The sequence below is a fragment of the Micromonospora sp. DT228 genome (assembly GCF_049841595.1).
Taxonomy (GTDB): domain Bacteria; phylum Actinomycetota; class Actinomycetes; order Mycobacteriales; family Micromonosporaceae; genus Micromonospora.
The window spans coordinates 187847-210859 of sequence record NZ_JBNCKO010000001.1 but is presented as its reverse complement, the minus strand read 5'-3'; the positions used below and the strand labels follow the sequence as shown (position 1 = coordinate 210859).

General features: G+C 69.1%; 20 protein-coding genes and 1 pseudogene. 11 read left to right on the top strand and 10 right to left on the bottom strand.

What is annotated here, in order from left to right:
- The first annotated feature begins 17 nt into the window (after positions 1 to 17).
- From ACLQ29_RS00890 to ACLQ29_RS00875, 4 genes are all read left to right on the top strand, one after another.
- Entirely contained in the window at positions 18 to 692 is a 675-nt protein-coding gene (locus ACLQ29_RS00890) for a DUF998 domain-containing protein (RefSeq protein WP_425769762.1), read from the top strand.
- Between the two features lie 33 nt (positions 693 to 725).
- Complete coding sequence (locus ACLQ29_RS00885; RefSeq protein ID WP_425769761.1) at positions 726 to 1106, top strand: YciI family protein; 381 nt, start codon at positions 726 to 728, stop codon at positions 1104 to 1106.
- Positions 1107 to 1310: 204 nt separating this feature from the next.
- Positions 1311 to 2447: an epoxide hydrolase family protein gene (locus tag ACLQ29_RS00880; protein ID WP_425769759.1), complete on the top strand. Its 1137-nt coding sequence runs from the start codon at positions 1311 to 1313 to the stop codon at positions 2445 to 2447.
- Positions 2448 to 2586: 139 nt separating this feature from the next.
- Positions 2587 to 3846 (top strand): hypothetical protein, encoded by a 1260-nt coding sequence (locus tag ACLQ29_RS00875; RefSeq protein ID WP_425769758.1) that lies wholly within the window; start codon positions 2587 to 2589, stop codon positions 3844 to 3846.
- 103 nt (positions 3847 to 3949) lie between these two features.
- On the opposite strand, the gene ACLQ29_RS00870 is transcribed toward ACLQ29_RS00875, so the two are convergent.
- Positions 3950 to 4387 (bottom strand): VOC family protein, encoded by a 438-nt coding sequence (locus tag ACLQ29_RS00870; RefSeq protein WP_425758091.1) that lies wholly within the window; start codon positions 4385 to 4387, stop codon positions 3950 to 3952.
- Between the two features lie 286 nt (positions 4388 to 4673).
- Between ACLQ29_RS00870 and ACLQ29_RS00865 the strand changes: the two genes are divergently transcribed.
- The 4 genes from ACLQ29_RS00865 (at position 4674) to ACLQ29_RS00850 (ending at position 8477) form a co-directional block, all read left to right on the top strand.
- Positions 4674 to 5789 (top strand): RICIN domain-containing protein, encoded by a 1116-nt coding sequence (locus ACLQ29_RS00865; RefSeq protein ID WP_425769757.1) that lies wholly within the window; start codon positions 4674 to 4676, stop codon positions 5787 to 5789.
- Positions 5786 to 7039 (top strand): cellulose binding domain-containing protein, encoded by a 1254-nt coding sequence (locus ACLQ29_RS00860; RefSeq protein ID WP_425769756.1) that lies wholly within the window; start codon positions 5786 to 5788, stop codon positions 7037 to 7039. The genes ACLQ29_RS00865 and ACLQ29_RS00860 overlap by 4 nt, the downstream gene beginning before the upstream one ends.
- A 204-nt stretch (positions 7040 to 7243) precedes the next feature.
- A complete protein-coding gene (locus ACLQ29_RS00855) occupies positions 7244 to 7543 on the top strand; it encodes a helix-turn-helix domain-containing protein (RefSeq protein WP_425769755.1) in 300 nt (99 codons plus the stop codon).
- Between the two features lie 193 nt (positions 7544 to 7736).
- A complete protein-coding gene (locus ACLQ29_RS00850) occupies positions 7737 to 8477 on the top strand; it encodes a PT domain-containing protein (protein ID WP_425769754.1) in 741 nt (246 codons plus the stop codon).
- Between the two features lie 121 nt (positions 8478 to 8598).
- Here the strand turns inward: ACLQ29_RS00850 and ACLQ29_RS00845 are convergent.
- Positions 8599 to 8954, bottom strand: a pseudogene (locus tag ACLQ29_RS00845) (DUF3427 domain-containing protein); the annotation flags it as partial.
- A 318-nt stretch (positions 8955 to 9272) separates the two neighbouring features.
- Between ACLQ29_RS00845 and ACLQ29_RS00840 the strand changes: the two are divergent.
- A complete protein-coding gene (locus ACLQ29_RS00840; protein ID WP_425769753.1) occupies positions 9273 to 11372 on the top strand; it encodes an MMPL family transporter in 2100 nt (699 codons plus the stop codon).
- A 67-nt stretch (positions 11373 to 11439) separates the two neighbouring features.
- Here ACLQ29_RS00840 and ACLQ29_RS00835 read toward each other — a convergent pair whose 3' ends face one another.
- From ACLQ29_RS00835 to ACLQ29_RS00810, 6 genes are all read right to left on the bottom strand, one after another.
- Positions 11440 to 14526 (bottom strand): DUF3427 domain-containing protein, encoded by a 3087-nt coding sequence (locus tag ACLQ29_RS00835; protein WP_425769752.1) that lies wholly within the window; start codon positions 14524 to 14526, stop codon positions 11440 to 11442.
- On the bottom strand, positions 14513 to 15055 hold the full coding sequence (darG, locus tag ACLQ29_RS00830) for a type II toxin-antitoxin system antitoxin DNA ADP-ribosyl glycohydrolase DarG (protein WP_425769750.1): 543 nt from the start codon (positions 15053 to 15055) through the stop codon (positions 14513 to 14515). Before darG ends, ACLQ29_RS00835 begins: the two co-directional genes overlap by 14 nt.
- A gap of 85 nt (positions 15056 to 15140) precedes the next feature.
- Positions 15141 to 16106, bottom strand: coding sequence for an aminoglycoside phosphotransferase family protein (locus ACLQ29_RS00825; RefSeq protein ID WP_425769749.1), 966 nt, complete (start codon positions 16104 to 16106; stop codon positions 15141 to 15143).
- A complete protein-coding gene (locus ACLQ29_RS00820; protein WP_425769748.1) occupies positions 16103 to 16621 on the bottom strand; it encodes a flavoprotein in 519 nt (172 codons plus the stop codon). The genes ACLQ29_RS00825 and ACLQ29_RS00820 overlap by 4 nt, the downstream gene beginning before the upstream one ends.
- A 57-nt stretch (positions 16622 to 16678) precedes the next feature.
- Entirely contained in the window at positions 16679 to 17218 is a 540-nt protein-coding gene (locus tag ACLQ29_RS00815; protein WP_425769747.1) for an isochorismatase family cysteine hydrolase, read from the bottom strand.
- A complete protein-coding gene (locus tag ACLQ29_RS00810; protein ID WP_425769746.1) occupies positions 17215 to 18375 on the bottom strand; it encodes a helix-turn-helix domain-containing protein in 1161 nt (386 codons plus the stop codon). The genes ACLQ29_RS00815 and ACLQ29_RS00810 overlap by 4 nt, the downstream gene beginning before the upstream one ends.
- A gap of 232 nt (positions 18376 to 18607) precedes the next feature.
- Between ACLQ29_RS00810 and ACLQ29_RS00805 the strand changes: the two genes are divergently transcribed.
- A complete protein-coding gene (locus ACLQ29_RS00805) occupies positions 18608 to 19714 on the top strand; it encodes an FAD-binding oxidoreductase (RefSeq protein ID WP_425769745.1) in 1107 nt (368 codons plus the stop codon).
- A 14-nt stretch (positions 19715 to 19728) separates the two neighbouring features.
- Here ACLQ29_RS00805 and ACLQ29_RS00800 read toward each other — a convergent pair whose 3' ends face one another.
- Positions 19729 to 21204: a hypothetical protein gene (locus tag ACLQ29_RS00800; protein WP_425769744.1), complete on the bottom strand. Its 1476-nt coding sequence runs from the start codon at positions 21202 to 21204 to the stop codon at positions 19729 to 19731.
- A gap of 76 nt (positions 21205 to 21280) precedes the next feature.
- On the bottom strand, positions 21281 to 22171 hold the full coding sequence (locus tag ACLQ29_RS00795; protein ID WP_425769743.1) for a cellulose binding domain-containing protein: 891 nt from the start codon (positions 22169 to 22171) through the stop codon (positions 21281 to 21283).
- Positions 22172 to 22594: 423 nt separating this feature from the next.
- On the opposite strand from ACLQ29_RS00795, the gene ACLQ29_RS00790 reads away from it, so the two are divergent.
- The gene (locus tag ACLQ29_RS00790) at positions 22595 to 22981 is read left to right on the top strand and encodes a peptidase inhibitor family I36 protein (RefSeq protein WP_425769742.1); all 387 of its coding nucleotides are present in this window, start codon (positions 22595 to 22597) and stop codon (positions 22979 to 22981) included.
- Positions 22982 to 23013 lie beyond the last annotated feature (32 nt).

The following is a 23013-nucleotide window of genomic DNA, read 5'->3' as shown; positions in this document are numbered from 1 at the left end:
CAGACAAGGAGAGCGACATGACGACGACGGCGAAGGTGACCAGGGCGGGGTCCGCGGTGGCGGGCGTCGACTCCCGGCGTACGACGACCAGGGCGCTGTTGGCCGGCGGAGCCGCCGCCGGCCCGCTGTTCGTGGTGGTGGCAGCCGCCCAGGTGCTCACCCGCGACGGGTTCGACCTGAGCCGGCAGCCGCTCAGCCTGTTGGCCCTGGGCGACCTGGGCTGGATCCAGACCGCCAACTTCGTGCTGACCGGGCTGCTGGCCCTGGCCGGCGCGGTCGGGCTGCGCCGGACGCTGCGGGGTGAGCCGGGCGGGACGTGGGGGCCGGCGTTGATCGCCGTGCACGGCCTCGGCCTGGTCATCGCCGGGGTGCTGGTCTCCGACCCGAGCATGGGCTGGCCGGCCGGTGCGCCGGAGGGCGCACCCGACACGATGAGCTGGCACGCCGCCGGTCACGGGGTTGGCGCGGGGCTGGCCTTCGGCTCGCTGCCCATCGCCTGCCTGGTCTTCGCCCGCACCTGGTGGCGGGCCGGGCAGCGCGGCCGGGCCGCCTACTCGCTGGGCAGCGCGGTGGCCGTCGTCGCGATCCTGGCCTGGCCCGACCAGGGCACCCTCAGCATCCGGATGGCGCTCGCCTGCCTCGTCACCTTCGGCTGGCTCACCGCGCTCTGCGCTCGACCGAGCACCCGCTGACCGTCATTCACCGATCACGAGAGGACCACACCGATGCGCTACATGATGATGCACAAGCTCGACGAGAACCTGCCGGGAGTCTTCAACCCGGGCCCGGAGTTCGTGGCCCGGATGGAAGGTTTCATGAAGGAGGTCGCGCAGGCCGGGATCCTGGTCGCCGCCGAGGGGCTCTGCCCGACCGTCACCGACGCCACCCGGATCACGGTGAGCGGCGGCACGACCACCGTCACCGACGGGCCGTTCACCGAGACCAAGGAACTGATCGCCGGGTTCGCGCTCGTGGACGTGCGTTCCCACGAGGAGGCCGTGCACTGGGGGCGGCGGTTCGTCGACGTCTTCACCGAGACGTTCGATGGGGTGGAGGTGGACATCCGCCGGGTCTACGAGGCTCCGGAGGCGGGCCAGCAGGGCTGACCCTCGTCGCGCCGCCGCCCGGGTCACCCGGGCGGCGGTCCGACGTTCACCCCCGGCCGGGGAATGGGTAGGGTGATCGTCGTCAGCCACGAGAAGGAGGTGAGCCCGGTGACCACGCGACGTCAATCCTGGGCGCTCTTCTCGGCCGTCCCCCTCAGCTGACCACTCGCGTCGGGGAGTGCGCCCTCCTTTCTCGGAGGACACATGTCCATCTCCCCGTTCCGCATCGACGTACCCGATGCGGTCCTCGACGACCTGCGGACCCGACTGGCCCGTACCCGCTTCACCGACCGCAGCGGCCACCAGCCGTGGCAGGGCGGCGTCGACCCCGACTACCTGCGGGACCTGGTGTCCTACTGGCACGACGGGTTCGACTGGCGAGCACGCGAAGCCGCGCTGAACGCGTACCCCCAGCACCTGGCCCTCGTCGGCGGCCGGAAGCTGCACTACCTGCACGTCCGGGCGGCACGCCCGGCCGGCACGCCCACGCCGTTGCCGTTGCTGCTCAGCCACGGCTGGCCCAGCAGCTTCGTCGAGATGCTGCCCCTTGTCGATCGCCTGACCGATCCGGACCGACCCGGGGGCGCGTTCGACGTGGTGGTGCCCTCGCTGCCGGGCTTCGGCTTCTCGGCGGTCCCGGACGAGCCGGTGACCCGGGCGCTCCTCGCCCGGACACTGCACGAGCTGATGACCGACGTGCTCGGCTACCAGCGGTACGGCGCCTTCGGCGGCGACGTCGGGGGCGTGGTGACCGGCTGGCTCGGTGCCCTGTACCCGGAGCAGGTCGCCGGCATCCACCTGATCCATCCGCCGTTCCCGGCCAGCTTCGACGCCCGTCCGCTGTCGGCGGCCGAACAGGCGTACCTGGACGCCGAGGCCGCGTACGACGAGACCGACGGCGGCTACAGCGCCATCATGGGTACCCGCCCGGACACCCTCGCGGCGGCCCTTGCCGACTCACCGGCCGGGCTGGCGGCCTGGCTCGTGGACAAGTACCGGGACTGGACCGACAACCACGGGGACCTGGCCAACAGCGTCGACCGGGACACCCTGCTCACCATCATCACGCTCTACTGGGTGACCGGCTCGATCGGCTCGTCGTTCCGGCAGTACGCCGACTTCGCCCACAACACCCCGCGACCCATGATCGAAGTGCCGGCGGCGTTCACGGTGAGCACCGAGCCCTCGCAGGCCAACTTCCCGCGCGAGATTGCCGAGCGGGCCTGCACCGACATCCGGCACTGGAGCGAACCGGGCCGGGGCGGGCATTTCCTGCCGCTGGAGGAGCCGGACCTGCTCGCTGGTGAACTGCGGCAGTTCTTCACCTCGCTGCGGCCGTAGTGCGGGCTGGGCGGCTGCTCCGGCCTCCACCGGAGCAGCCGCCGACGTCCGTCAATTCTCTCCTTTCGGGCGCAACGGGATGCATCGATCGTGGTCGCGTTCCCTGTCACGTACGTGAGCGGTTGTACCGCGTGTGACCGTGACCTCTGTCGCCTGCGCCCCGTGGCGGCTCGCCTGGGCCGAGCGCGAGAACGAGCGCCGGCAGCGCGCGTACCGCGACGCCACCGACGCCTGGCTGCGCCGCGACGACCACCTGGCCCGGCTCCGCATCGAGGCTGCCGGCTTCCTCGGGTGTACGCAGCCCCGCACCGGCCTGCCGGTGGACCTCGACCACGACGAGCTCGTCTTCCGCGTCCTTCCCGTCGCCACTCTCGTCGAGGCCGAGGCGCGGCACGTCCCCGGCCTGCCCAGCCCGGGTCCCTGCGACTTCGCCGACACCGTTCGCGCGGCGCTGCCAGCGGGCCTGCGGGTGCTCGACACCGGGATGGCCGTCGTAACCAGCCACCGCGTGGCCTTCGCCGGCCGCGAGCACCGGCGCGAGTGGCGGTACGCGGACCTGGTCGGCCCCGCCCATCACCCCGACGTGCCGATCACCCTGCTGCCCGACCACGGTCGCGGATCCGCCGAGACCGCGCGGCCCAGACTCTCCGGGCTGCTGGTCCCGGCCACCGCCGTGGTGAACTTCCGCTTCTATCTCACCCTCGCGGCCGTCGCCGATCGATCCGCCGTCACCGCGCGGATCGACGCCCTGCTGGCCGCCCACCGGCACGCCCGGCCCGCGCCTCCGGTGGTGGCGGCGCCCGACGACGCGCCCCGGACGGCGGTACGCCTCGACCGGCGGGCGCTGGGGGCTGCCGCCGTCGCAGCCGTGGTGTTCGCGACGCTGGGCCCCGGCGCCGTGGGGCCACAGCAGGCCGGCCCTCTGCGACGGGCGGAAGCGGCGACCATCGCGACGGTCGAGCCGACCGTGCGGAACGCCGCGGTGACCGCCTCGCTGCGAGCGCCTTCCGTCCTGGTGGCACCGCCGAACCCGCGCACGGCCGCCGGTCCGGCCGAGCCGGCACGGCCTCCGGCGGCCGGTCCGCCGCGGCCCGCCGCGCCGGTCCCGTCGGCCGCTGTGGCGGCTGCTCCGATCCCCACCACCGCTGCGGTGCCGTTCACCGAGCCGGTGCCAACCACCGCTCCGATCCCGTTCACCGAGCCGGCGGCGTCCGGCGCTCCCGCCCCGTCGGCAAGCGCGACGCCGACGCCCACTCCGACGCCGACCGACCCGCCCACGGCCGCCCGGCCGGGCTTACCGTCACCGACCACGACGCCCGACCCCGCGCTGGTGACGGCGTGCCTGGACCCGCTGCTGCCGCTTGTGGACCGGCTGCTGTGCTCGCCGACCGGCCCGTGATTCCGGGCCGTTGCCGTCTCGTGCCCGCGGCTCGGCCGTCGTCGTCGCCGACGCTGCTGCGGTCGGCTCGGCCGTCGTCGTCGCCGACGCTGCTGCGGTCGGGTCAGGTCGTGGTGCCGAAGTCGGGGAGGGTGAGGGAGCCGTCCGGGCCGAGGGTGAAGCCGGGGTTCCAGGCGATCTCCCAGACGTGACCGTCCGGGTCGGCGAAGTAGCCGGCGTAGCCGCCGTAGAACGTCTCCCGCGCCGGCTGGGTCAGCTCGGCGCCGGCCTTGCCCGCGGTGGCCAGCACCTCGTCGACCTCCGCCCGGGAGCGGACGTTCTGGGCCAGGGTCATGCCGCCGAAGCCGCCGGTGTCCGGGTTGGGCACGCCCGCGTCGGCGGCCAGCTTGTCCCGGCTCCACAGCACCAGGGCCAGGCCGCCGGCCTGGAAGAAGACCGTCTCCTCGACCTCCTGGCCCCGCCAGCCGAGGTGCTCGTAGAAGGCTTTGGCGCGCGCCAGGTCGGAGACGCCGAGGGTGATCAGACTGATCCGCTGCTCCATCCTCGTAACCTAACGCGCGATCACCCGGCCGGCGCGGTACGGGCAGAGGTAGACCAGATCAATCCGAGGAATCTACACTCTTCTCTGTTAGCGCTCACACTCGTCCCAGTGCTGAGGCAGTAACGCCATGCCGATGTGACGATCGGCGACCGCCGGGTAAGGACCCGGCAGCCGGCGGCTGCTCGGTCCGGCCGGCCCCGCTCCCAGACGGTTGCCGGCTGCCCGTGGCGGCCCCACCGGCCGGCCCATGCCCTCGGCCAGCTCGACCAACCCAGGGGAGACAGCTATGCGAACGAGGGCACGATGGCTCGCAACGCTCGCCGCGCTCGGTGTCGTGGCCGCCGGAGTGGTGACACCCACCGGGCCGGCCAACGCAGAATCCAACGGCGGCGTACGGGTGATGCCGCTCGGCGACTCCATCACCGAGGGCACCCAGGTGCCGGGCGGTTACCGCATCGGGCTCTGGCAGCGCCTCGCCAGCGGCCGGTACACGGTGGACTTCGTCGGGTCGCAGTTCAACGGGCCGGCCAGCCTGGGTGACCACGACCACCAGGGGCATCCCGGCTGGCGCATCGACCAGATCGACGCGAACATCGTCGGCTGGCTGAACACCCAACGACCGCAGACCGTCCTGCTGCACATCGGCACCAACGACATCCTGCAGAACTACAACGTGAGCACCGCGCCGAACCGGCTCTCCACCCTGATCGACAAGATCACCACCACCGCGCCCACCGCCGAGGTGTTCGTGGCGCAGCTCATCCCGCTCTCCAACAGCGGCCAGGAGTCGGCCAACCGCACCTTCAACGCGGCGATCCCCGGCATCGTCCAGAGCAAGGTCAACGCCGGCAAGCGGGTGCACCTGGTCGACATGCACAGCGCCCTCACCACCGCCGACCTGATCGACGGCGTCCACCCCACCGCCGGCGGCTACGACAAGATGGCCGCCCGCTGGTACAACGCGTTGCAGTCGGTGCCCGGAAGCATCGGCAACCCGGGCAGCGGCGGCGGACAGACCACCACCACGATCGTGGGCACCCGGTCCGGCAGGTGCGTCGACGTCCCCGGCTACTCCACCGCGAACAGCACCCAGCTGAACCTGTGGGACTGCCACGGCGGCACGAACCAGCAGTGGACGTACACGTCCAGCAAGGCCCTCACCGTCTACGGCAACAAGTGCCTCGACGCCGCTGGCAACAGCACCGCGCCGGGCACCCAGGTCACCATCTACGACTGCCACGGCGGCACGAACCAGCAGTGGAACGTCAACGCGAACGGCACCATCACCGGCGTGCAGTCCGGCCTCTGCCTGGACCCGTACAACCAGGGCACCGCCAACGGCACGAAGCTCGTCCTCTGGACCTGCACCGGCCAGGCCAACCAGCAGTTCAGTCGCCGATGAAGCAGCCGACACGATGGCTGACGGCCGCGCTCGCGGTGGTCCTCGGCCTGGCAGTGGCTACCACGACGCGGGACGCGGCAGCCGCCGACAGCCCGTACCAACGGGGTCCGGATCCGACCCCGGCCAGCGTCGCCGCCACCCGCGGCCCGTTCGCCACCACGCAGGCGACGGTGCCCGCGGGCAACGGCTTCAACGGCGGGTACGTCTACTACCCGACCGACACCAGCCAGGGCACCTGGGGTGCGGTCGCGATCGTGCCCGGCTATTCCGCCCTGTTCGCCAACGAGGAAGCCTGGATGGGCCCCTGGCTGGCGTCCTTCGGGTTCGTGGTGATCGGCATCGAAACCAACAGCCGCACCGACGGCGCCGACGCCCGCGCCACCCAACTGCTCGCCGCACTTGACTACCTCACCCGCACCAGCCCGATCCGCAACCGGGTCGACGCCAACCGGCTGGGCGTCATGGGGCACTCCGCGGGCGGGGCCGGCACCCTCCTCGCCGCCCTCCGGAGGCCGACCCTGAAGGCGGCGGTCGGCCTCGCACCCGGTACGCCCGGAAACAACCTGAACATGTCCACCACCCAGGTCCCCACCATGCTCCTGTCGGGACAGAACGACGGCACCGTCACGCCCTCCTACGTGCAGGGCATCTACAACACGCTGCCCGCCGGCGTGGAACATGCCTGGGCGGAACTGGCCGGCAACGACCACCTCTCGTTCACCAGGCCGAACGCCACCGAGATGCGACTCCTGATCCCGTGGCTCAAGACGTTCCTGGACAACGACACCCGCTACACCCAGTTCCTCTGCCCCCTGGCGAACAGCACGGGTGTCTCGCGGTACAACGCCACCTGCCCCCTGGTGCCGCCGGACGGCCCGCCGGCACCGCCCACGTCCGCACCGCCCACGTCCGCGCCGCCCACCACGGGTACGCCGACCACGCCGCCACCCTCCGGGGCCGCCTGCACCGCGACCTACCGCACCGTCAACTCGTGGTCCGGCGGCTTCCAGGGAGAAGTCACCGTGACCGCCGGCACCGCCGCCATCAACGGTTGGACCGTCAGGTGGGAACTGAACAACGGCCAGCGCATCGACCAGGTCTGGAGCGGCACCCTGAGCACCAGCGGCTCCACCGCGACGGTCCGCAACGTCTCCTACAACGGGTCGCTGGCCGCCGGTGCCACGGCGAGCTTCGGCTTCCTCGGGTCCGGTACGCCAACCGCCACGTCACCGACCTGCGCCAGCCCCTGACCAGCCGTAGGTCGTGAACCCGCGGCCCGAAGCGGGAGTCAGCAGTTGATCGCCGCGTGCCTCGACCCAACGTCGAGGTGCGCGGCGAGACTCGTCGACGTACTCCTCCAGGGCACCGTCAACCCGATCGACGACACGCGTCCAGATGAAGCTCTCGGATAACCGGCCAACCCATAGCATTGATGCTATGGGTTGGGCAGAGCGATGAGTGATCGCCTGGACTGGAATGACCTGCGTGAACGCCGGATGGCGGAGCCGGGGGCGTCCGAGACCTATGACGTCACCCGGCTAGCCTTCGAGCTCGGTCAGGAGGTGCGCCACCTGCGGGAGGGGCATGGTTGGAGTCAGAGCCAGTTGGCGCGAGCCGCTGGCATGACTCAGTCTGCGGTAGCCCGCTTCGAGGCGGGCGGCACCGTGCCGACCCTGCCGCTTCTGGAGCGTCTGGCCCGGGCCCTGGACCGTAGGCTGGACGTCAGGTTCATTTCAGGTGCGGACGCGGCTTGAAAATCCGACAACCCGCCGCACACGTTCGCGTCACGTGCGCCAGTATTTGTTGATCTCGCTTCTGGGTCATGCGTGAGTTCTTCACTCGAGGCGCGATGGCGAAGGTCTTGGCGTAGATCATTGCGGTCTTGCTTCCTCGCTCGCCGACTGTAATATCTCCATGTTTTGATTCACAACGGGGAGGAATATCCACATGCGATGGAAGTTCCCGGCCGGTGCCCTCATAGCGCTGGCTTTTCTGGTTCCGGCGGCACCGGCGATGGCGCAAGCCAACGCGCCCGGCCTGGACGCGGCCTGCCAGACGGTTGAGCGCAAGGTGTACAAGGACATTCGCGAGCTTGTCACCATCGACCTGGATACCGCCACGGACGAACAGCTGCAGTTGTTGGCCGCCCAGATCCTGCACAGGGCAAACGTAGAGAAGTTGCCCGGCCTGTCGAAGGCGATCCAGGAGCGGCTGAGGGGCACCCGGGAAGAGCTCCGCGCGTACCTCAAGACGGGTGTGCTGGAGGACTGGCTGACTGCTCTGCGGATCTCGGTGGGCCAGACGATGACGGGTGCTGGTCCCAACGTGAAGGCGGCCGCGCAGGACGTGCTCGACGAGCAAGCCGTCGATGCCTACCTGGCCTACCTGAACGAAGGCCTGTACGCCGCGCGTGCGGAGGACTGCAAGTCTCAGCCGACGGCGACCCCGACGTCTCGGCCCACCGCGACGCCGACTGCCTCGCCGAGCGCCACGCCCAGCGCCACGACGACCGTCGTACCGACCCCTGCTTCCTCCACCACCCCGGCCGCGGCCGGTGGCGAGGGCGGCGGGCTGCCGGTGACCGGTGCACAAACCGCGACCGTGGCCGGCATTGGCGGTGCGCTTCTGCTCATCGGCGGCGCGGTCTACGTGCTCGGACGCCGACGCCGGGCACGCTTCGTCGCATAGCTCATTCGACGCGCCCGGCCCGATGCTTCGTCGAGCCGGGCGCGTTCAGCGTGGCGCGGAAGGCTCAGGTAGCGATCGTCCGCGCGGTGGCGTACACGTCGGCGGGCAGGGCATGGTCGAGCTACCAGAGGACGCGCATGGGCCGGTCGCCGGTGTGCGAGACGTACGTCATGGTGCCGGCATAGAGGTAGGGCGGTGCGCCCAGGTCCCGGTCGGCGATCCGGGTCTCCCGCACGAAGAGGTGCACCGACGAGCCACCGGACGTGTAGCGCTGCCCGGTCGCCGACGCCGCCGAGGTGGTGCTCTGCGACTCCACTGGAACAGGCTGTCGGTGATGGCCCGGCCGGCGTACATGGTGGTGGGGGAGTAGTGCGCCGCCGACTTGACCAGGGTGACGAAGAACAGGTCGGCCTGGGCGTCGGACAGCCACTTCACGCCCTCGCGCAGCGACCCGGGGTTGGTCATCCCGAAGGCGGCTCTCGGTGGGCCGCATCATCAGGATCGTGTCGACCATCGGCAGGTCGACGCCCTCGTTGAACAGGTCGACGGTGAAGAGGACCCGCAGCTTGCCGGCCACGTTGTAGCTGAGGCAACACACGCAGCCCTCCGAAGCTGAAGTATCCGAAAAGGAGTGGCGGGCGACTGTAGTCTGCACAGCGGGTAGCGAAGACCACCCGGAAGAGTGATGGGGTGCGCGCCCTGGGCGCTCCAGGCCCAGACGACTGTGGTGTCGAACGCACGGGGGGAACCATGTTCGAGCGGCTGGGCAGATTCGTTGTGGGCAGAGCGTGGTGGGTGATTGCCGGGTGGGTGGTGGTGGCGGCAGCCATCATCCTCACCACACCATCGCTCAGCGACATCACCTCAGCGGATCAGGAAAGCTTCCTGCCCCGCTCGTACGAGTCCGTGCAGGCCACCGAACTCGGGCAGAAGGCGTTTCCACAGCAGGCCACCGCGACCGCGGTCATCGTGGTCAAGCGCGCCGACGGGCAGAAGCTGACGCCGGCGGACGAGTCGACGGTGGGCAAGCTCGCCCAGTCGCTCAAGGCCAAGAACATCCCGCACACGTCCGGCTACCTGACCGGTCCGCCAGCAGTGGCACCGGACAGGTCGGTGCAGATCGTCAACGTCGGGCTCGACGCCCCCACCCCCGACGACCCGACGCTGCTCGACGCCGTCCGCGATCTGCGAGCGGACATCGGCCCGGAGTTGGCGAACAGTGGACTGACCGCGGGCGTGGCCGGCGACGTGGCGAGCTTCGTCGACAACGAGGACACCTTCAACAACGCCTTCGCCGTGGTCGGCATCGCGACGATCATCCTGATCATCGGACTGATCCTGATCATCTTCCGCAGCCCCATCGCCGCGCTGCTGCCCGTGGTGGTCGTCGGCGTCGTCCTGAGCATCACGACGGGTCTCGTCGCCGCCGCCGGCAAGGCATTCGACCTCAGTGTCAGTCAGGACCTCCAGACGATCCTGCTGATCGTGCTGTTCGGCATCGGCACCGACTACATCCTGTTCCTGCTCTTCCGCTACCGGGAACGGCTGCGCGCAGGCGACGACAAGCGCACCGCGATGATCGTCACCGTCCAGCGGGTCGGCGAGGTCATCACCTCGGCCGCCGGAGCGGTAATCGTCGCGTTCCTCGTGCTGCTCCTCGCCTCCCTGGGCTTCTTCGGCTCGCTCGGCCCGGCGCTCGCGATCGCGGTCGGCGTCATGCTCGTCACCTCGCTCACCCTCGTCCCGGCGGTCGTCTCGCTGCTCGGCCGTTACGTCTTCTGGCCGTCGAAGGCATGGCAGCGTACGCCCAAGGCCACCATCTCGCACCGGCTCGGCAGCATCGTCGGGCGCCGGCCGGCACTCGTCGCGGCGATCTCCGGCATCATCCTGGTCGCGCTCGCCGCAGGCGTGCTGAGCTACAAGGCCGACTACGACTTCAGCGCCGGCTTCCCGCAGGACACCGAGTCGGCGAAGGCCGCGCAGGACCTGCAGCGCGGGTTCGCCGCCGGTGCGCTCGCCCCCACCGAGGTCTACCTGACCACAAGTAACGGGTCACAACTGACCGAGCAGCAGGTCAACGACTTCGCGGCGGCCGTAGCGAAAGCCCCGGGTGTGGGCCAGGCGCAGCCCCCGGAGCGCAGCACCGACCCGAGTGTGGCCCGGGTCAACCTGCTGCTCAACGAGAACCCGGTCTCCAACGAGGCGATCACCCTCGTCCGCGAGGACCTGCGCGATGCCGTGCACGCGTCGGCGCCGCCCGGCACCCGGGCGCTGGTGGGCGGGACCACCGCGATCTTCGCGGACATCAACTCGGCGAACAACCGCGACCTGTCGGTGATCCTGCCGGTCGCAGCCGGCCTGATCGCGCTCATCCTCGCGCTGCTGCTGCGCAGCCTGGTCGCGCCGATCTATCTGGTGATCGCGGTGCTGCTCAACTTCGCCGCCACACTGGGCGCGACCGTCTACCTCTTCCAAGGGCTTCAGGGCGAGCCCGGTGTCACCTTCCAGTTGCCGATCATCCTCTACCTCTTCGTGGTGGCGATCGGGACCGACTACAACATCCTGATGATCGCCCGACTACGCGAGGAAGCGCGGGAGGGCAACGCACCACACGAGGCCGCCGCCATCGGTGTGCAACACGCCGGCCCAACCGTCGCGGCAGCCGGACTGATCCTGGCCGGCACGTTCGCGGTGCTGCTGCTCGCGCCGATCTCCTTCCTTCAGCAGATGGGCTTCGCGGTGGCGATCGGCATCGTGCTGTCGGCGTTCGTCATGTCGATGTTCTTCGTCCCGGCGCTGACCGCGCTGATCGGGCACAAGGCGTGGTGGCCGGGCCACGGGGACGAGCGGCCGGCCGGCGGGCGACACGCCCGCGCCGTCGACCAACCGAGCTAGGCCTACTGCGCCAGCAGGAGGCGAGTCAGTTCGACACCGCTGTCCCTGACCCACTCCAGGAGCAGCACTAGGCGGCGATCGTGCGGGCGGTGGCGTAGACGTCGGCGGGCAGGGCGTGGTGGAGCCGCCAGAGAATCCGCATGGGCCGGTCGCCGGTGTGCGACTCGTACGTCATGGTGCCGGCGTACAGGTACGCCGGAGCGCCCAGGTCCCGGTCGGGGACCCGGGTCTCCCGGACGAACAGGTGCACTGCCGAACCGCCCGTTCTGTAACGCTGCCCGGTCGCCGACGCCGCCGAGGTGGTGCTCTGCGACTCCCACTGGAACAGCGTCTCGGTGACGGCCCGGTCGGCGTACATGGTGGTGGGGGAGTAGTGCGTCGCCGACTTGACCAGGGTGACGAAGAACAGGTCGGCTCGGGCGTCGGGCAGCCACTTCACCCCCTCGCGCAGCGAGCCCGGGTTGGTCATCCCGAAGGCGGCGCACGCCTCGTTGCGGCTGTATCGGGCGTGCACCCGCAGCGGCACCGCACCCGGGGCGGCGGTCGGCGTGACCCGGTGGATGCGGTCCCGCAGCGCCTCGGCCACCTGCCGCACCTCGGCACAGCGCGCCGGGTCCTTCCACAGCCGCGTCAACCGCTCGTCCCGCATCACCAGTGGCGCGGTTGGCCCCCACAGGCTGAAGTGCAGCATGTCCAGCAGGCGGCCGTTTCCGTCGTACACCTGCTGACCTGGCGCGGGCGGTCCGGCCGCGACACGGGTCAGCAGCTCCAGCCGGTCGACGTCGTCGGTGTGCAGCATGCGACCGATGGCCCGGCCCAACTCCCGGTCATCCTCGCCCGGCGCGGACGTGTCGATGCCGGCGAGCCGCCGCAGCCCGGTCCAGCCGCCGATGCTGGCCGAGCGGTACACGTCCTCGATCTCCAGGCCGGTCTCGTGCAGGAACGTCGTCAGGCTGACGTCACCGAGTTGCCGCAGCTCGGACAGCAGGCCTGCCTTCGAGGTGGGCAGCGCGCTCTTCAGGTTGGCGAGCACCTTCTCCTTCGCCACGCGGTCCAGTTCGATGTGGCAACCGCTCGGCAGGCTCGGGAAGTCGTCGCGGACGGCCTCGGTGATCGCCCGCCGGCTCACCCCGGTCAGGGCACGCCACCGCCTGTCGAAGCGGAAGTTGGCGTGCTGCCCGCCGATGAAGTCGAGCACGGTCAGGCAGGGCTTGTCGTCGTCGAGGCGCAGGCCACGGCCGAGCTGTTGCAGGAAGATCGTGGCGCTCTCGGTGGGCCGCAACATCAGGATCGTGTCGACCATCGGCAGGTCGACGCCCTCGTTGAACAGGTCGACGGTGAAGAGCACCCGCAACTTGCCGGCCTTGAACTCCCGCAACAGCCCCTTCTGCGTCGCACGGTCCACTCCCGACGTCACCGCCGCCGCCTCGACGCCGTGCTGCCGGAACCAGTCGGCCATGAACTCCGCGTGCCCGATGCTCACGCAGAACCCGAGCGCCCGCATCCGCCCGACGTCCACCTTCTCGCGAACCGCGCGCAGCACCGTCCGTGCCCGGGCGTGGTCGGCGGTGTAGAGGACGGTGAGTTCGCCCAGGTCGTAGCCCTGGCCGCGTTTCCAGGTGACGTGCGACAGGTCAACGTCGTCGTGCAGCCCGAAATACTGGAACGGCGCGAGTAACTGCCGCTCCAACGCGTCCCACAGGTGCAGCTCAACGGCCGCGCGCCCGTCGAACCACCGGCGCACGTCGCCGCCGTCGGCCCGGTCGGGGGTCGCCGTCAGCCCCAGGAGTACGCGGGGACGCAGGCGCTCCAACAACCGCGTGTACGTCGGTGCTTCCGCGTGGTGGAACTCGTCGACGATCACCATGTCGTACGCCTCGGGGTCGACCTCCCGCCGATGCAGGGACTGGATGGAGGCGAAGACGTGCTTCCAGCCGTTCGGCCGCTCGCCCGCGACCAGCGTCTCGCCGAAGCTGCCGTCGCCCATGACCTGCCGAAACGTCGACAGGCTCTGCCGCAGGATCTGCTCCTGATGAGCGACGAAGAGCAGCGAGTCTGCCCTGCCCGCCTTGTGCAGCCGGCGGTAGTCCAGCGCGGCGACCACGGTCTTGCCGGTGCCGGTCGCCATCACGACCAGGTTGCGCCAACGCCCGTGCACCAGCCGCTCGGCGTCCAGGTCGGCCAGGATCTCGGCCTGGTACGGGTACGGGCGCACGTCCAGGTTCGAGATCTCGGTGGGTGCCTGGTCGCGGCGCTCCCCGCTCAACGCGTGCCGTAGCCGCTCGGCGTCCCTGGTCGCGTCGTACGTCTCGAACGCCGGGTCGTTCCAGTAGTCCTCGAAGGTCGCCGTGAACGTGTCGATGACATGTGGCTGCTCGATGTTCGAGATGCGGACGTTCCACTCCACGCCGTCCACGAGGGCGGTCTTCGACAGGTTCGACGAGCCGACGTACGCGGTGGTGGTGCCGTTGGCCCGGCGGAACAGCCACGCCTTGGCGTGCAGCCTTGTCGTCCTCGTCTCGTACGACACCTTGATCTCGGCACCAAGCTCTTTGAGCCGGTCGAGTGCTCGCTGATCGGTGGCGCCGAGGTAGGTCGTGGTGATGACGCGGACCGTGCCGCCTCGGGCGATCAGCTCGCGGATGGCCGGCTCGACGATGCGCAGGCCGTACCACTTGATGAATGCGCAGAGCAGGTCGACGCTCTCGGCGGAGGCCATCTCGTGGTTGACCTCGTGGCCGATGCGCGGCTGGTGACGGCCGTTGACCAGCAGCGCGCCGGTGGAGAGGGGAGTGGTGGGGCGCTGCGGGAAGGTGGGCTCCGCGGGTGGGGTGGGCGGGGCGGCGATGGCGTGGAGCAGGTGCTTGGCGTCGGTTACCTGGTCCTGATCGGTTGCCGCTTTCGGGCTGAGGGCGGCGATGGCGTCGGCGATCTGGTTCGCCATCTCGATCTGGTGGTGGAGCTTGTCGTCGCCGTTGGGGACGGCTTGGAGGGCGCGGGCGGCCAGGGTGGCGAGGTGGCGGGCGAGGGTGTGGTGCGCGTCGGCGGGGTCGAGCTTGTGGTGCTGGACCAGGGCGGGGTCGACGTGCTGGAGGCGGGTGGCCAGCTCGCGGGTGATCAGGTGCTCGTAGACGCCCCGCTCAAGATCCGTCATCACGGCACGGTAGCTCTCTCTGCGGTTGTACTGCCGCTCGCCGCGCTGTGGAAGTTGACGTCGGGCTGTCGCTCGCACCCTCCGGTGGGAACACCAGCACCCGTACGTGCGGGAGGGCAGCGAAGGCCCGTTCTATCAACGGTCGGATGTCGTCCCAGTCGAGGCCGCCGTTACCGCAGCCCAGCGCCGGCACCGCGACCGAGGAGATGTCGTGCGCGCGGACAACGCGGACGAGGTCGCTGAGCCCGGCCTGCACGTCTGTCACCTTCGATCCGGTACGCCAGTGGCCCTTCGTCGGAAAGTTGATCACGTAGCGGCCTGGTCCTGGACGAGCCGAATCAAAGAGAAACATTTGACCGAGCTTCACCTCTTTGGCGGCGCATGCTGCCCGGTAGGCGGCGTAGTTGGCCGGGTAGGCGCGCTTGAACTGGAGAGCGATCCCCTTGCCCATCACACCCACGGTGTTGACCGCGTTGACCAGAGCCTCGGCGTCAGCGGTCAGCAGGTTGCCCTGCGCGATGATGATCAAACTCGTGCCTTCCCCATGGTGATCCTTGGTACCAGTTGGGTCTGACATCGACGAGCACGGCGTTGAGGCTCGCGGCAGCCACTTCTCAGCACGTGCTGGAAAGGCCCTCGCCCTCAGGTGGTGATATCGGAGATTTCCGCTCGGGCTGAGGCGTGACGAGGTCGGCGAATGGCCGCCAGGGCTGGGCCTCGCTCCCCTTCTGCACTGAATGGAGGCGGTTGACGAATTCCGCAGCCACGGCCGTTGAGGTCGTCAGGAGCGGCACCGCGGCTGCGATCATCTTCAACTCCCGTGCTTGCCGCAGAAGCGGCCAGGACGGGTCCGAGGTGACGTCGAAGCCGTACGTGGTGGCCAATGCGCGGTGTCCCCCTGTTCCTCCGAACCTTGCCTCGCCGACCGCAACCGCTGCTAGATCGACCTGCCAGGGGCCGATGCATGTCGCGTCAAAGTCACACAGGACCGTTCGACCCGACGTCTCTCTGAGCAGGTTGCCTGCGTGGGCGTCCCCGTGGATCAGCGTCTGCGTCCCACCCTTGATGAGGGTCGTGACTTGTGGCTCCAGGCGGTCACACCAGTCGACCAGGAAGTCCCGCTCGGGCTTGCTGAGCCCGTCGGCGTCGGCCAGCCTTCGCCGTGCGTCGCCAATCGGGTCCCAGACGGGCAGCGGGAAGGGTGGCACGCCGAGTGCGTGAAATTCACGCAGGACCGTGCCAAGGTCCTCCGCCGTGAGGGTAGGTGGTTGCGGCGGGACGTATTGCCAGACCGAAGCGACGAGATCCCCGACTTCGATTGGCTGCTCGACGTCTCGCGCGAGACGGATCGTCGGGGCGTCGATCTCGGCGAACCAATGCGCAAGCCGGACCACCTTCCGCACCCTGTCCTGAAGCTGATGGGTCCGTGCGATACGGATGACGATTCCGGCCCGGGGCAGCGCGAAGACGGCGTTATTGGTCATTCGCAGCAACTGGGCGTCGTCAGCCGAGACGCCCAGGGTGCTGGCAATCTCCCGCAGGACCCTCGTCATCGCCGCCTCGGAGAACCGTCCGCTCATGTTGGACGAACTAACCGCAGCGCCTCGATGACCACGCCCCAACGGCTGGACGTGTGGGCCGCGTTAAGTGGCATCCCCTCGGCCACGACAATGCCGGCTGCGCGCAGCACCGCCATGTGCCCCGCATACGCGGGATGCGCGGCCAGCTCCGCCTTGACGTGCGGAAAAGCAAGGATCGGCAGGCCTGCGCCCGTTGACTCGTTGAGGACGCCGAGCGCCAACGTGTCGTTGATGCCCAGCGCCCACTTCGTCACCGTGTTGAACGTGACCGGCGCGGCCACTACCACGTCGGCCGGCGGGTGCGGCTCGGGATCGCCGGGCATGCGCCACTCGACGCGTACCAGATAGCCGGTCTTGTCCTGCAACGCCTCACGGTCGAGCCACGCGGCGGCGGTGGGACTGACGATCATGCATACCCGCCACCCGTCGGCGATCAGCAGGTCGACCAGCTCGTCGATGTGTTCCGCCGGACCTGCGGCGCTCACGACCAGATACAACACCGGGCGTTCCGTCATGACAGCAGTCTGCCCGAGTCGGACCACATGCAGTCGACGGCATCGGCGCTGCACCTGTCAGAGCTTGACGCCGATGTCGTCAATCTTAATGAGCTGCCCGGCACCGATGAACCGACGCGCAACCAGCAGGCCGGCATCGTGTGCGGCTTGTCCGCCGTGGCTGGCGCACGCGTCCGTCACCAGCCACGGTGTGACATCGCGCTCGAACGCGTCGACCGCCGATTTCAGCACGCAACTTTCCGTCGCCACGCCGCAGAACACCAGATCGGTCCACCCCTCCTCCTCCGCCAAGGCAGCGCCCTCGGGGGAGAAATACGAGTAGATCTTCTTGTCGATCACCGCTCGGGCGCGGCTGGCGTGCTGTGCCAGCTCGGGCACGATGTCTGTCTCGGGCGGGTGCTGCACCGAGGACCAGTGGATCAATCGCTCGAATGGGCTGCCGGGGTAGTTGTGATAGCGGGTAAACACCACCGGCCGCCCGGTCGCCTCCCAGTGCTCGACCAGTTCGACGATCTTCGAGATGACGCCTCGGCTGCGGTCGTTGATGAACCCGTTCTGCATATCGATGACGATCAGGGCGGCGCGCGTCTCGCTCATGTGTCGACTGTGCCACTCAACGTGGCGGTCTCGCGAAGGGCAGATTGGGCCTGGGTCAGGCGTTCTGGGAGGCCGCTCGTTGAGAGCATCGCCTCGCGCATCATGCAATGCTGCGCTGTCTCACGCGCCCTGGCCGTCGTCATCCGCGAGTGAGCAGCACGGAGGAAGCGCCAGCCGAATTCCGGTGGCATGGCCGGGTCTTGCCCGTCCTCGATCTGGCGCTGAATGTGGCGGCAGTAGGCCCAAAGCATCTGCACGTCGACCTCGCATGCCACCAGGTCGTCAACCATGAGCGCCTGCTCGGGGGAGAGAGCGTGGTAGGCGACCCCCGCCCAACTGGCGTAGCCCACGGAGACGCCGTGAACTCCGAAGGACTGAACTGACGGTTGATCGAAGCCTTGGGCCAGCAGGCCGCGTTCAACATGGTCGTCGACCGGTTCTGGAGAGGGATGGGCGCGCCGGTTGACCAGTACCGACGGCAGGCTCATGAGACGCAGAGCGTTCTCAAGCTCGACCCCGACCCATGCGGGTTCTTGCAGGATGTACATCGACAGGACGTATTCCGGAACGGCGTGATTGGCGGTCAGATTGGGCGACATAAGCCTCGCGACCTGATCCGCTGCCCAAGGCATGTCCTTGTCGTAGCTTGCGTATCGCCAGGCAGCCAGCGAGGCCAACGTCGGGAGGTGCAGCTCTTGCACGATGTGCAGCACCACGACGCCGCAGGCGAAGACGTGAGCGGTGCACGTCCCCTCCGGATGAGGAACTCCGGTGACGGAAACCTCAAGCCACTCGTGCGGTCGTGGGCGAAAAGCGCTCTGCGCAGCGAGTTCCGCGGCTGCTGACGCGCCTGTGAAGGCCGGTATGAACTTGTGCGACTGGACCTGATATCCGGCCCCGATACGGCCGTCTTGAGGGTCAGCCTCGCTGGTGGCAGCGACAAAGCGTGCCGCTGCTTGACCTTCGGCTCTGCTCAGCGCGGTGTCGAGTGCGGCCTGCATCTCAGGCCGGGGACGCACCGCGTCTCGACCGGCTTCCCACTTGGAGACGGTGCGCTCACTCACCCCGAGGTCTTGCGCAAAGTCGCGAATGCTCATCCGCAGCGCCTGCCGCAGGGCGCGAGTTTCGCGACCTGTCCATGCTTGGACAGTAGGCAAGGTCTCGCCCCCGATCGAGTCGTGGCCGCTTTGGGCAGCTTAACGACTTCGATGCAGATTAGGTACAGCGCAAGTACAGCGAGTAGTCATTTTGCGGTACCGGCTGCTCGACCAGGGTGAACGCATGGCCCGGGGCGGGTGCCTTGTCCCGGAGTTGCGCCGGCCCTCAACGGCGCAGCTCCGTCCTCGCCCGCCCCGGTGCCGCTCGATCCGTCAACGTCTCGGAGCCGGCATGCCCACCCTGATCGACGACGACCATCCGTCTCCCGCGAGCCTGGCCGCAGCCTGGGCGTCGGTCGACGTGCGGGCCGCCGGCGACTTCTGGTGCACTCTCGAAGACCGCCGACCCGGCCTGCTCCGGCACCGCGACGCGCCACTGTTCTTCACCGCGCTGGGCCACCTCATTGTCGGCGGCGACGACCCGGCGGGCCGAGCTGCGCTGCTCAGCGTGCTCGGCCGCGCGTACCGTCATTTCGACCTGCTCCCGCACTCCACCACCATCGGCGATGCGCTGCTCGCCACTCTGGCCCGGCACGCACGCCCACTGTGGACACCGCAGCTCACCCTCGTCGCGGAGCGTGCCCTGTGCCGCGCCACGCACGCCGTCCGCCAGGCCGCCGCGCGGGTCGGCGACGGCCGGGCCTGGTGGCACGTCCAGGTGATCGGCCACGAGCGGCCGTCGCCAGACATCGCCATCCTGACGGTACGTCCCTGGCGGCGCCTGCCCTTCCAGCCGGGTCAGGCGGTCCCGGTGTGCACGCCGCGCCTGCCGGGGCGCTGGCGCTGGCTCTCGCCGGCCAACGCCCCGCGCGCCGACGGCACCGTCGAGCTGCACATCCGCGCCGTACCCGCCGGCACCGTCTCCCACCGCCTGGTCCACGAGGTACGCCCCGGCGAGCAGCTCTGGCTCGGCCCACCCGGCGACATCGGGCTGAGCCTCGATCCGTCGCGCACGAACGATCTGCTGCTCGTCGCCGGTGGCACCGGGCTGGCGCCACTGCGCGCCCTGGTCGAACAGGTCGCCGCCGCACCGGACGGCAGGCGGGTGACGCTTGTCGTCGGTGCCCGCAGTTTCACCGACCTGTACGACGCGATCACCCTCGACAAGCTGCAATGCGCCCACGACTGGCTGACGATCGTGCCGGCGTTCTCCGCCGATCCCTGCGCCGAGCCGGCCGAGCAGGGCGACGCCCTCACCATCGCCCTCGACCACCACCGACCCGACCAGGACATCTACCTGTGCGGCCCACCCGCGATGCTGGCCGGTGCCCGGTCACGGCTGCGCGCCATCGGCATGGCCGCCGAGCGCATCCACCTGCCCGACAGCTTCACCTGCTGACTGTCGACGTCCGGTTAGAGGCGTGCGCTGAGCTGCATGGCGGCCTGGCGGAAACGCCGGGGCGGCAGGATGGACCGAAGCTTGTCGACGGCGTCAGTGAAGTCCGAGATCGTGGTGACGCAGCCGTGGCCGAGGTGGGCGAGCCGGATGACGCCAAACCGCTCGACCACGAGCGCCTGGGACAGCGGGACGGTGTGCACATTGCCGTCGCCATCGACTGTGGAGATCGCGTCGATGCCGATGACCAGCGAGCCCTTGTTGCGGAACCGCTTGGCGAACGGCGGCCTGACCACCTCGCCCGCCGGCACGAAGCGGGTGGTGGGGCAGGAATCGGCGGTGGCGCCAGGCAGGTTGGGTTTCGTCCCGTACGGCACGACGAGCATGGCGGATGGGAGCCAGCTCGACACGACGTCCCGCGCCACCTGCGGGGTGATCCCGGCCAGCTCGGCGAGCGCTTCCGAGCCGTAGATCTCAGCCGTGCCGAGCAGCTCCCGGTGGGTCAAGGGTTCGAGGTCGTGAATCGCCTGCGTCCATTCGATATCGCCCATCATGGGCATCCGCAGCGTTGGCACCAGGTCGGCGAGCTCCACTCGATCAATCCCGTCGGAGACGAGCCGTTGCAGCTCGTCCCAGATCAGCTCGGCCACGGCGGTGGCGTCGAACTCCTTGCCCCTCCGGCCGTACTCAGGCTCGACCCTCAACCCGAGCTCGTGCCGTGTGCTGTCGACGACCTCGCACATAAATTCGGCACCTCTGGCCGCCCCGGCCAGGTCTACTGCTTCGGCGACCCGCGACCGCAGCGCCCACATCAGAAGGACCGCTTCCGCGCTGGGCTCGACGCTGACCATCAGCGCGACGCCGCGGACCTCGTCCGCGTACCAGATTGGCCCGATCTGGTGGTTGGCGAGTGCGGTGCCGCGAGTGACTCGCGGGCCGGCGGGCAGCGGAAGTCGCATCGCCTCAGGTGCGTCGCCGGTCAGGGTGAGGACGGCGTTGCCACTTGTGAAGAACCCTGCGACATGCCGTCGGATCTCGTCCGGCGTGAAGAGTCGGTAGTCCACAGCCGGCCAGCGCGACAGGCCAACTCCGCGCGGCCCGAACCGGCGCGACAGCAGCGCTCCCCAGGGGTCGAGCACGCCCTCGTCGATGTTCGTGACGCTCCGGCTGTCCGCATCGAGACCTGCAACGGCGTCGGACAGATCCTCCGGCGGCAGAGCACTGATGGCCGAGCAGATGGTGGCGAAATGCTCCACGACCTGGTCGGGCGGACCGCCTGCGAGGAACGACGTCTCGTTCATCCAGTCGTAGTTCTCGAAGTTTTCCGCGACGTGATCATCGGTCCAGTCCACCAGGTGCTGCACGAGGTGAGTGAGGCCGATGGAGTCGATCTCGTCGTCGCGGCCACCACAGCCGAACGTCAGTGACGCGGCCAGCATGCCGGGCAGATTGCCTTGGATGACAGTAACTCCGTCTATCTCCTCGCGCCGCATGTGCGGATCGTAGGGTGATCGGTCAAGACCGAGGACTGTGACAATCGACAGCCAGGAGAGGCGATCCGACAGCGGGTCAATTGTTCGGGTCGCCGAACTCGCGTACGCGGTCGACGTCGAGTGTGATCCGGGCGTTCTCGGTCCACTGGCTGGTGGCGGTGAGCCAGCTCGGGTCGTCGCGCTCGTCGATGTCACTCCAACTGTGCCGGTGATGCCGTAGCTGGATCGGCCCGGTCGACTCGCCCGGCTCCAGCGTGCCGTCGGTGACGGTCAGCTCGACCCAGCCGAAGACCGGCGTACCCGGGATCGGGTAGCCCGGTGGTGTGGGTGTGGGTGTGGTCAGCGGGGGCGGCCCGGCCGGTGGGATGAAGAACTGCACGGTCTGCCGGATCCGGTCGCAGCCCAGGGCGGCCCAGTCGCAGTTGGGCACCAGCGAGGTGTTGGCGCCCTCGAAGCGCAGGTAATAGCGCACCCGCACGGTGCTCAGGTCGAGCGGCCCGGTGCCGGTGTTTGTGACGTTCAGGGCGTGCTGGATCTGGTTGTTGGTCGGGGACCAGTCGAGGTTGAGGTAGCTGACCGTCGCGCGGCCGGTGGCGGTCCGCACGGTGGTGACGGGTGAGGGGTCGGAGAAGCCGCCGAGCGCGCGGGCGGCAACCGCGATCTGGTACGTCGTGCCGGGGGCCAGGTCGGTAAGCGTGATCGTGGTGTCGGTCGACGTGCCGAGCCAGCGGTACGTGTGCGGACCCAGCGGAACCTGCACCTCGTAGGTGATCGGCTGCTCGGCGGCCGGATCGCCGATCCAGGTGGCGGGTGCCCAACTGAGGGTGAGCTGGTGTGGTTGGTTGACCACCACCGTGGGGCTGCCGGGGGTGCTGATCGCCGGGCCGTCGGCGCGGGCGGTGTCGATGGCGAGCAGGCTCGCCAGCGCGGCGAGGGCGACGGCGGCGGTGACGCGGCGGAGACGCATGTCCCGAATGGTAGGGAAACTATCCGCTGCCATCAATGTCTGTTCCCGCATTCTGTTGAATTGTGGGAATGCAAGTTCCATGGAATCCGCCAGCGGTTGGGCATAACGAGTTCGATTGATCCTATTTGGGTATTGCTGGCACGGGATGAGCGGGACTTCTGTCCGGTGGCGGTCGGGGGGTCACCTTCTTATGCTGGTCGAGCGGTGGTTCACGAATTCTCCGCGTCTCGCATCCCTGGCTCACGCTGGCCGAGGATGCTCACCTTCAGGTTCCTACGCGCTCACATCGCGAGGTGTCGAATGGTAGCTACTCATCCTTTCCGGGCATTGTTGGCCGCGGCTCTGGGCTGTCTCCTGATCGTTTTCATGGTGCCTGCTCCAGTCCGCGCCGCTACGGCTGACCAGGCTGGGCTACGCCAGGAAATGGCCAATTACCTGGCGGAGCATCCCGGCGGTAAGGCGATCAACGACAACGAGATCAGTTACCAGGACGGCCAGCTCGTTGTCACCCTGCGCGCACCCGTCGGGGTGCTCGCCACCGCCGACTGCCCGTCGGGTTGGTACTGCTTCTACGAGTACCCCAACTTCGGATATCCGCGGGGCCGGCTCTCCTCCTGCGGCCGCCAGAACCTCGCCTCCTGGCAGTGGCAGTACCGGATCGAATCCGCGCACTACAACCTCGGCAGCGGGTCCGTCTCGTTCTACTACTTCGACCGTGTGCTGTTCACCATCGGTGCCGGCAACCGGGTGCGCAGCGACGCCGCGCCCTACCGGGAGTGGCCGAATTACGTCGACAGGTATTGCCCCTGACGGCGGGCGGCAGGTCGACCGACGCGGACCGG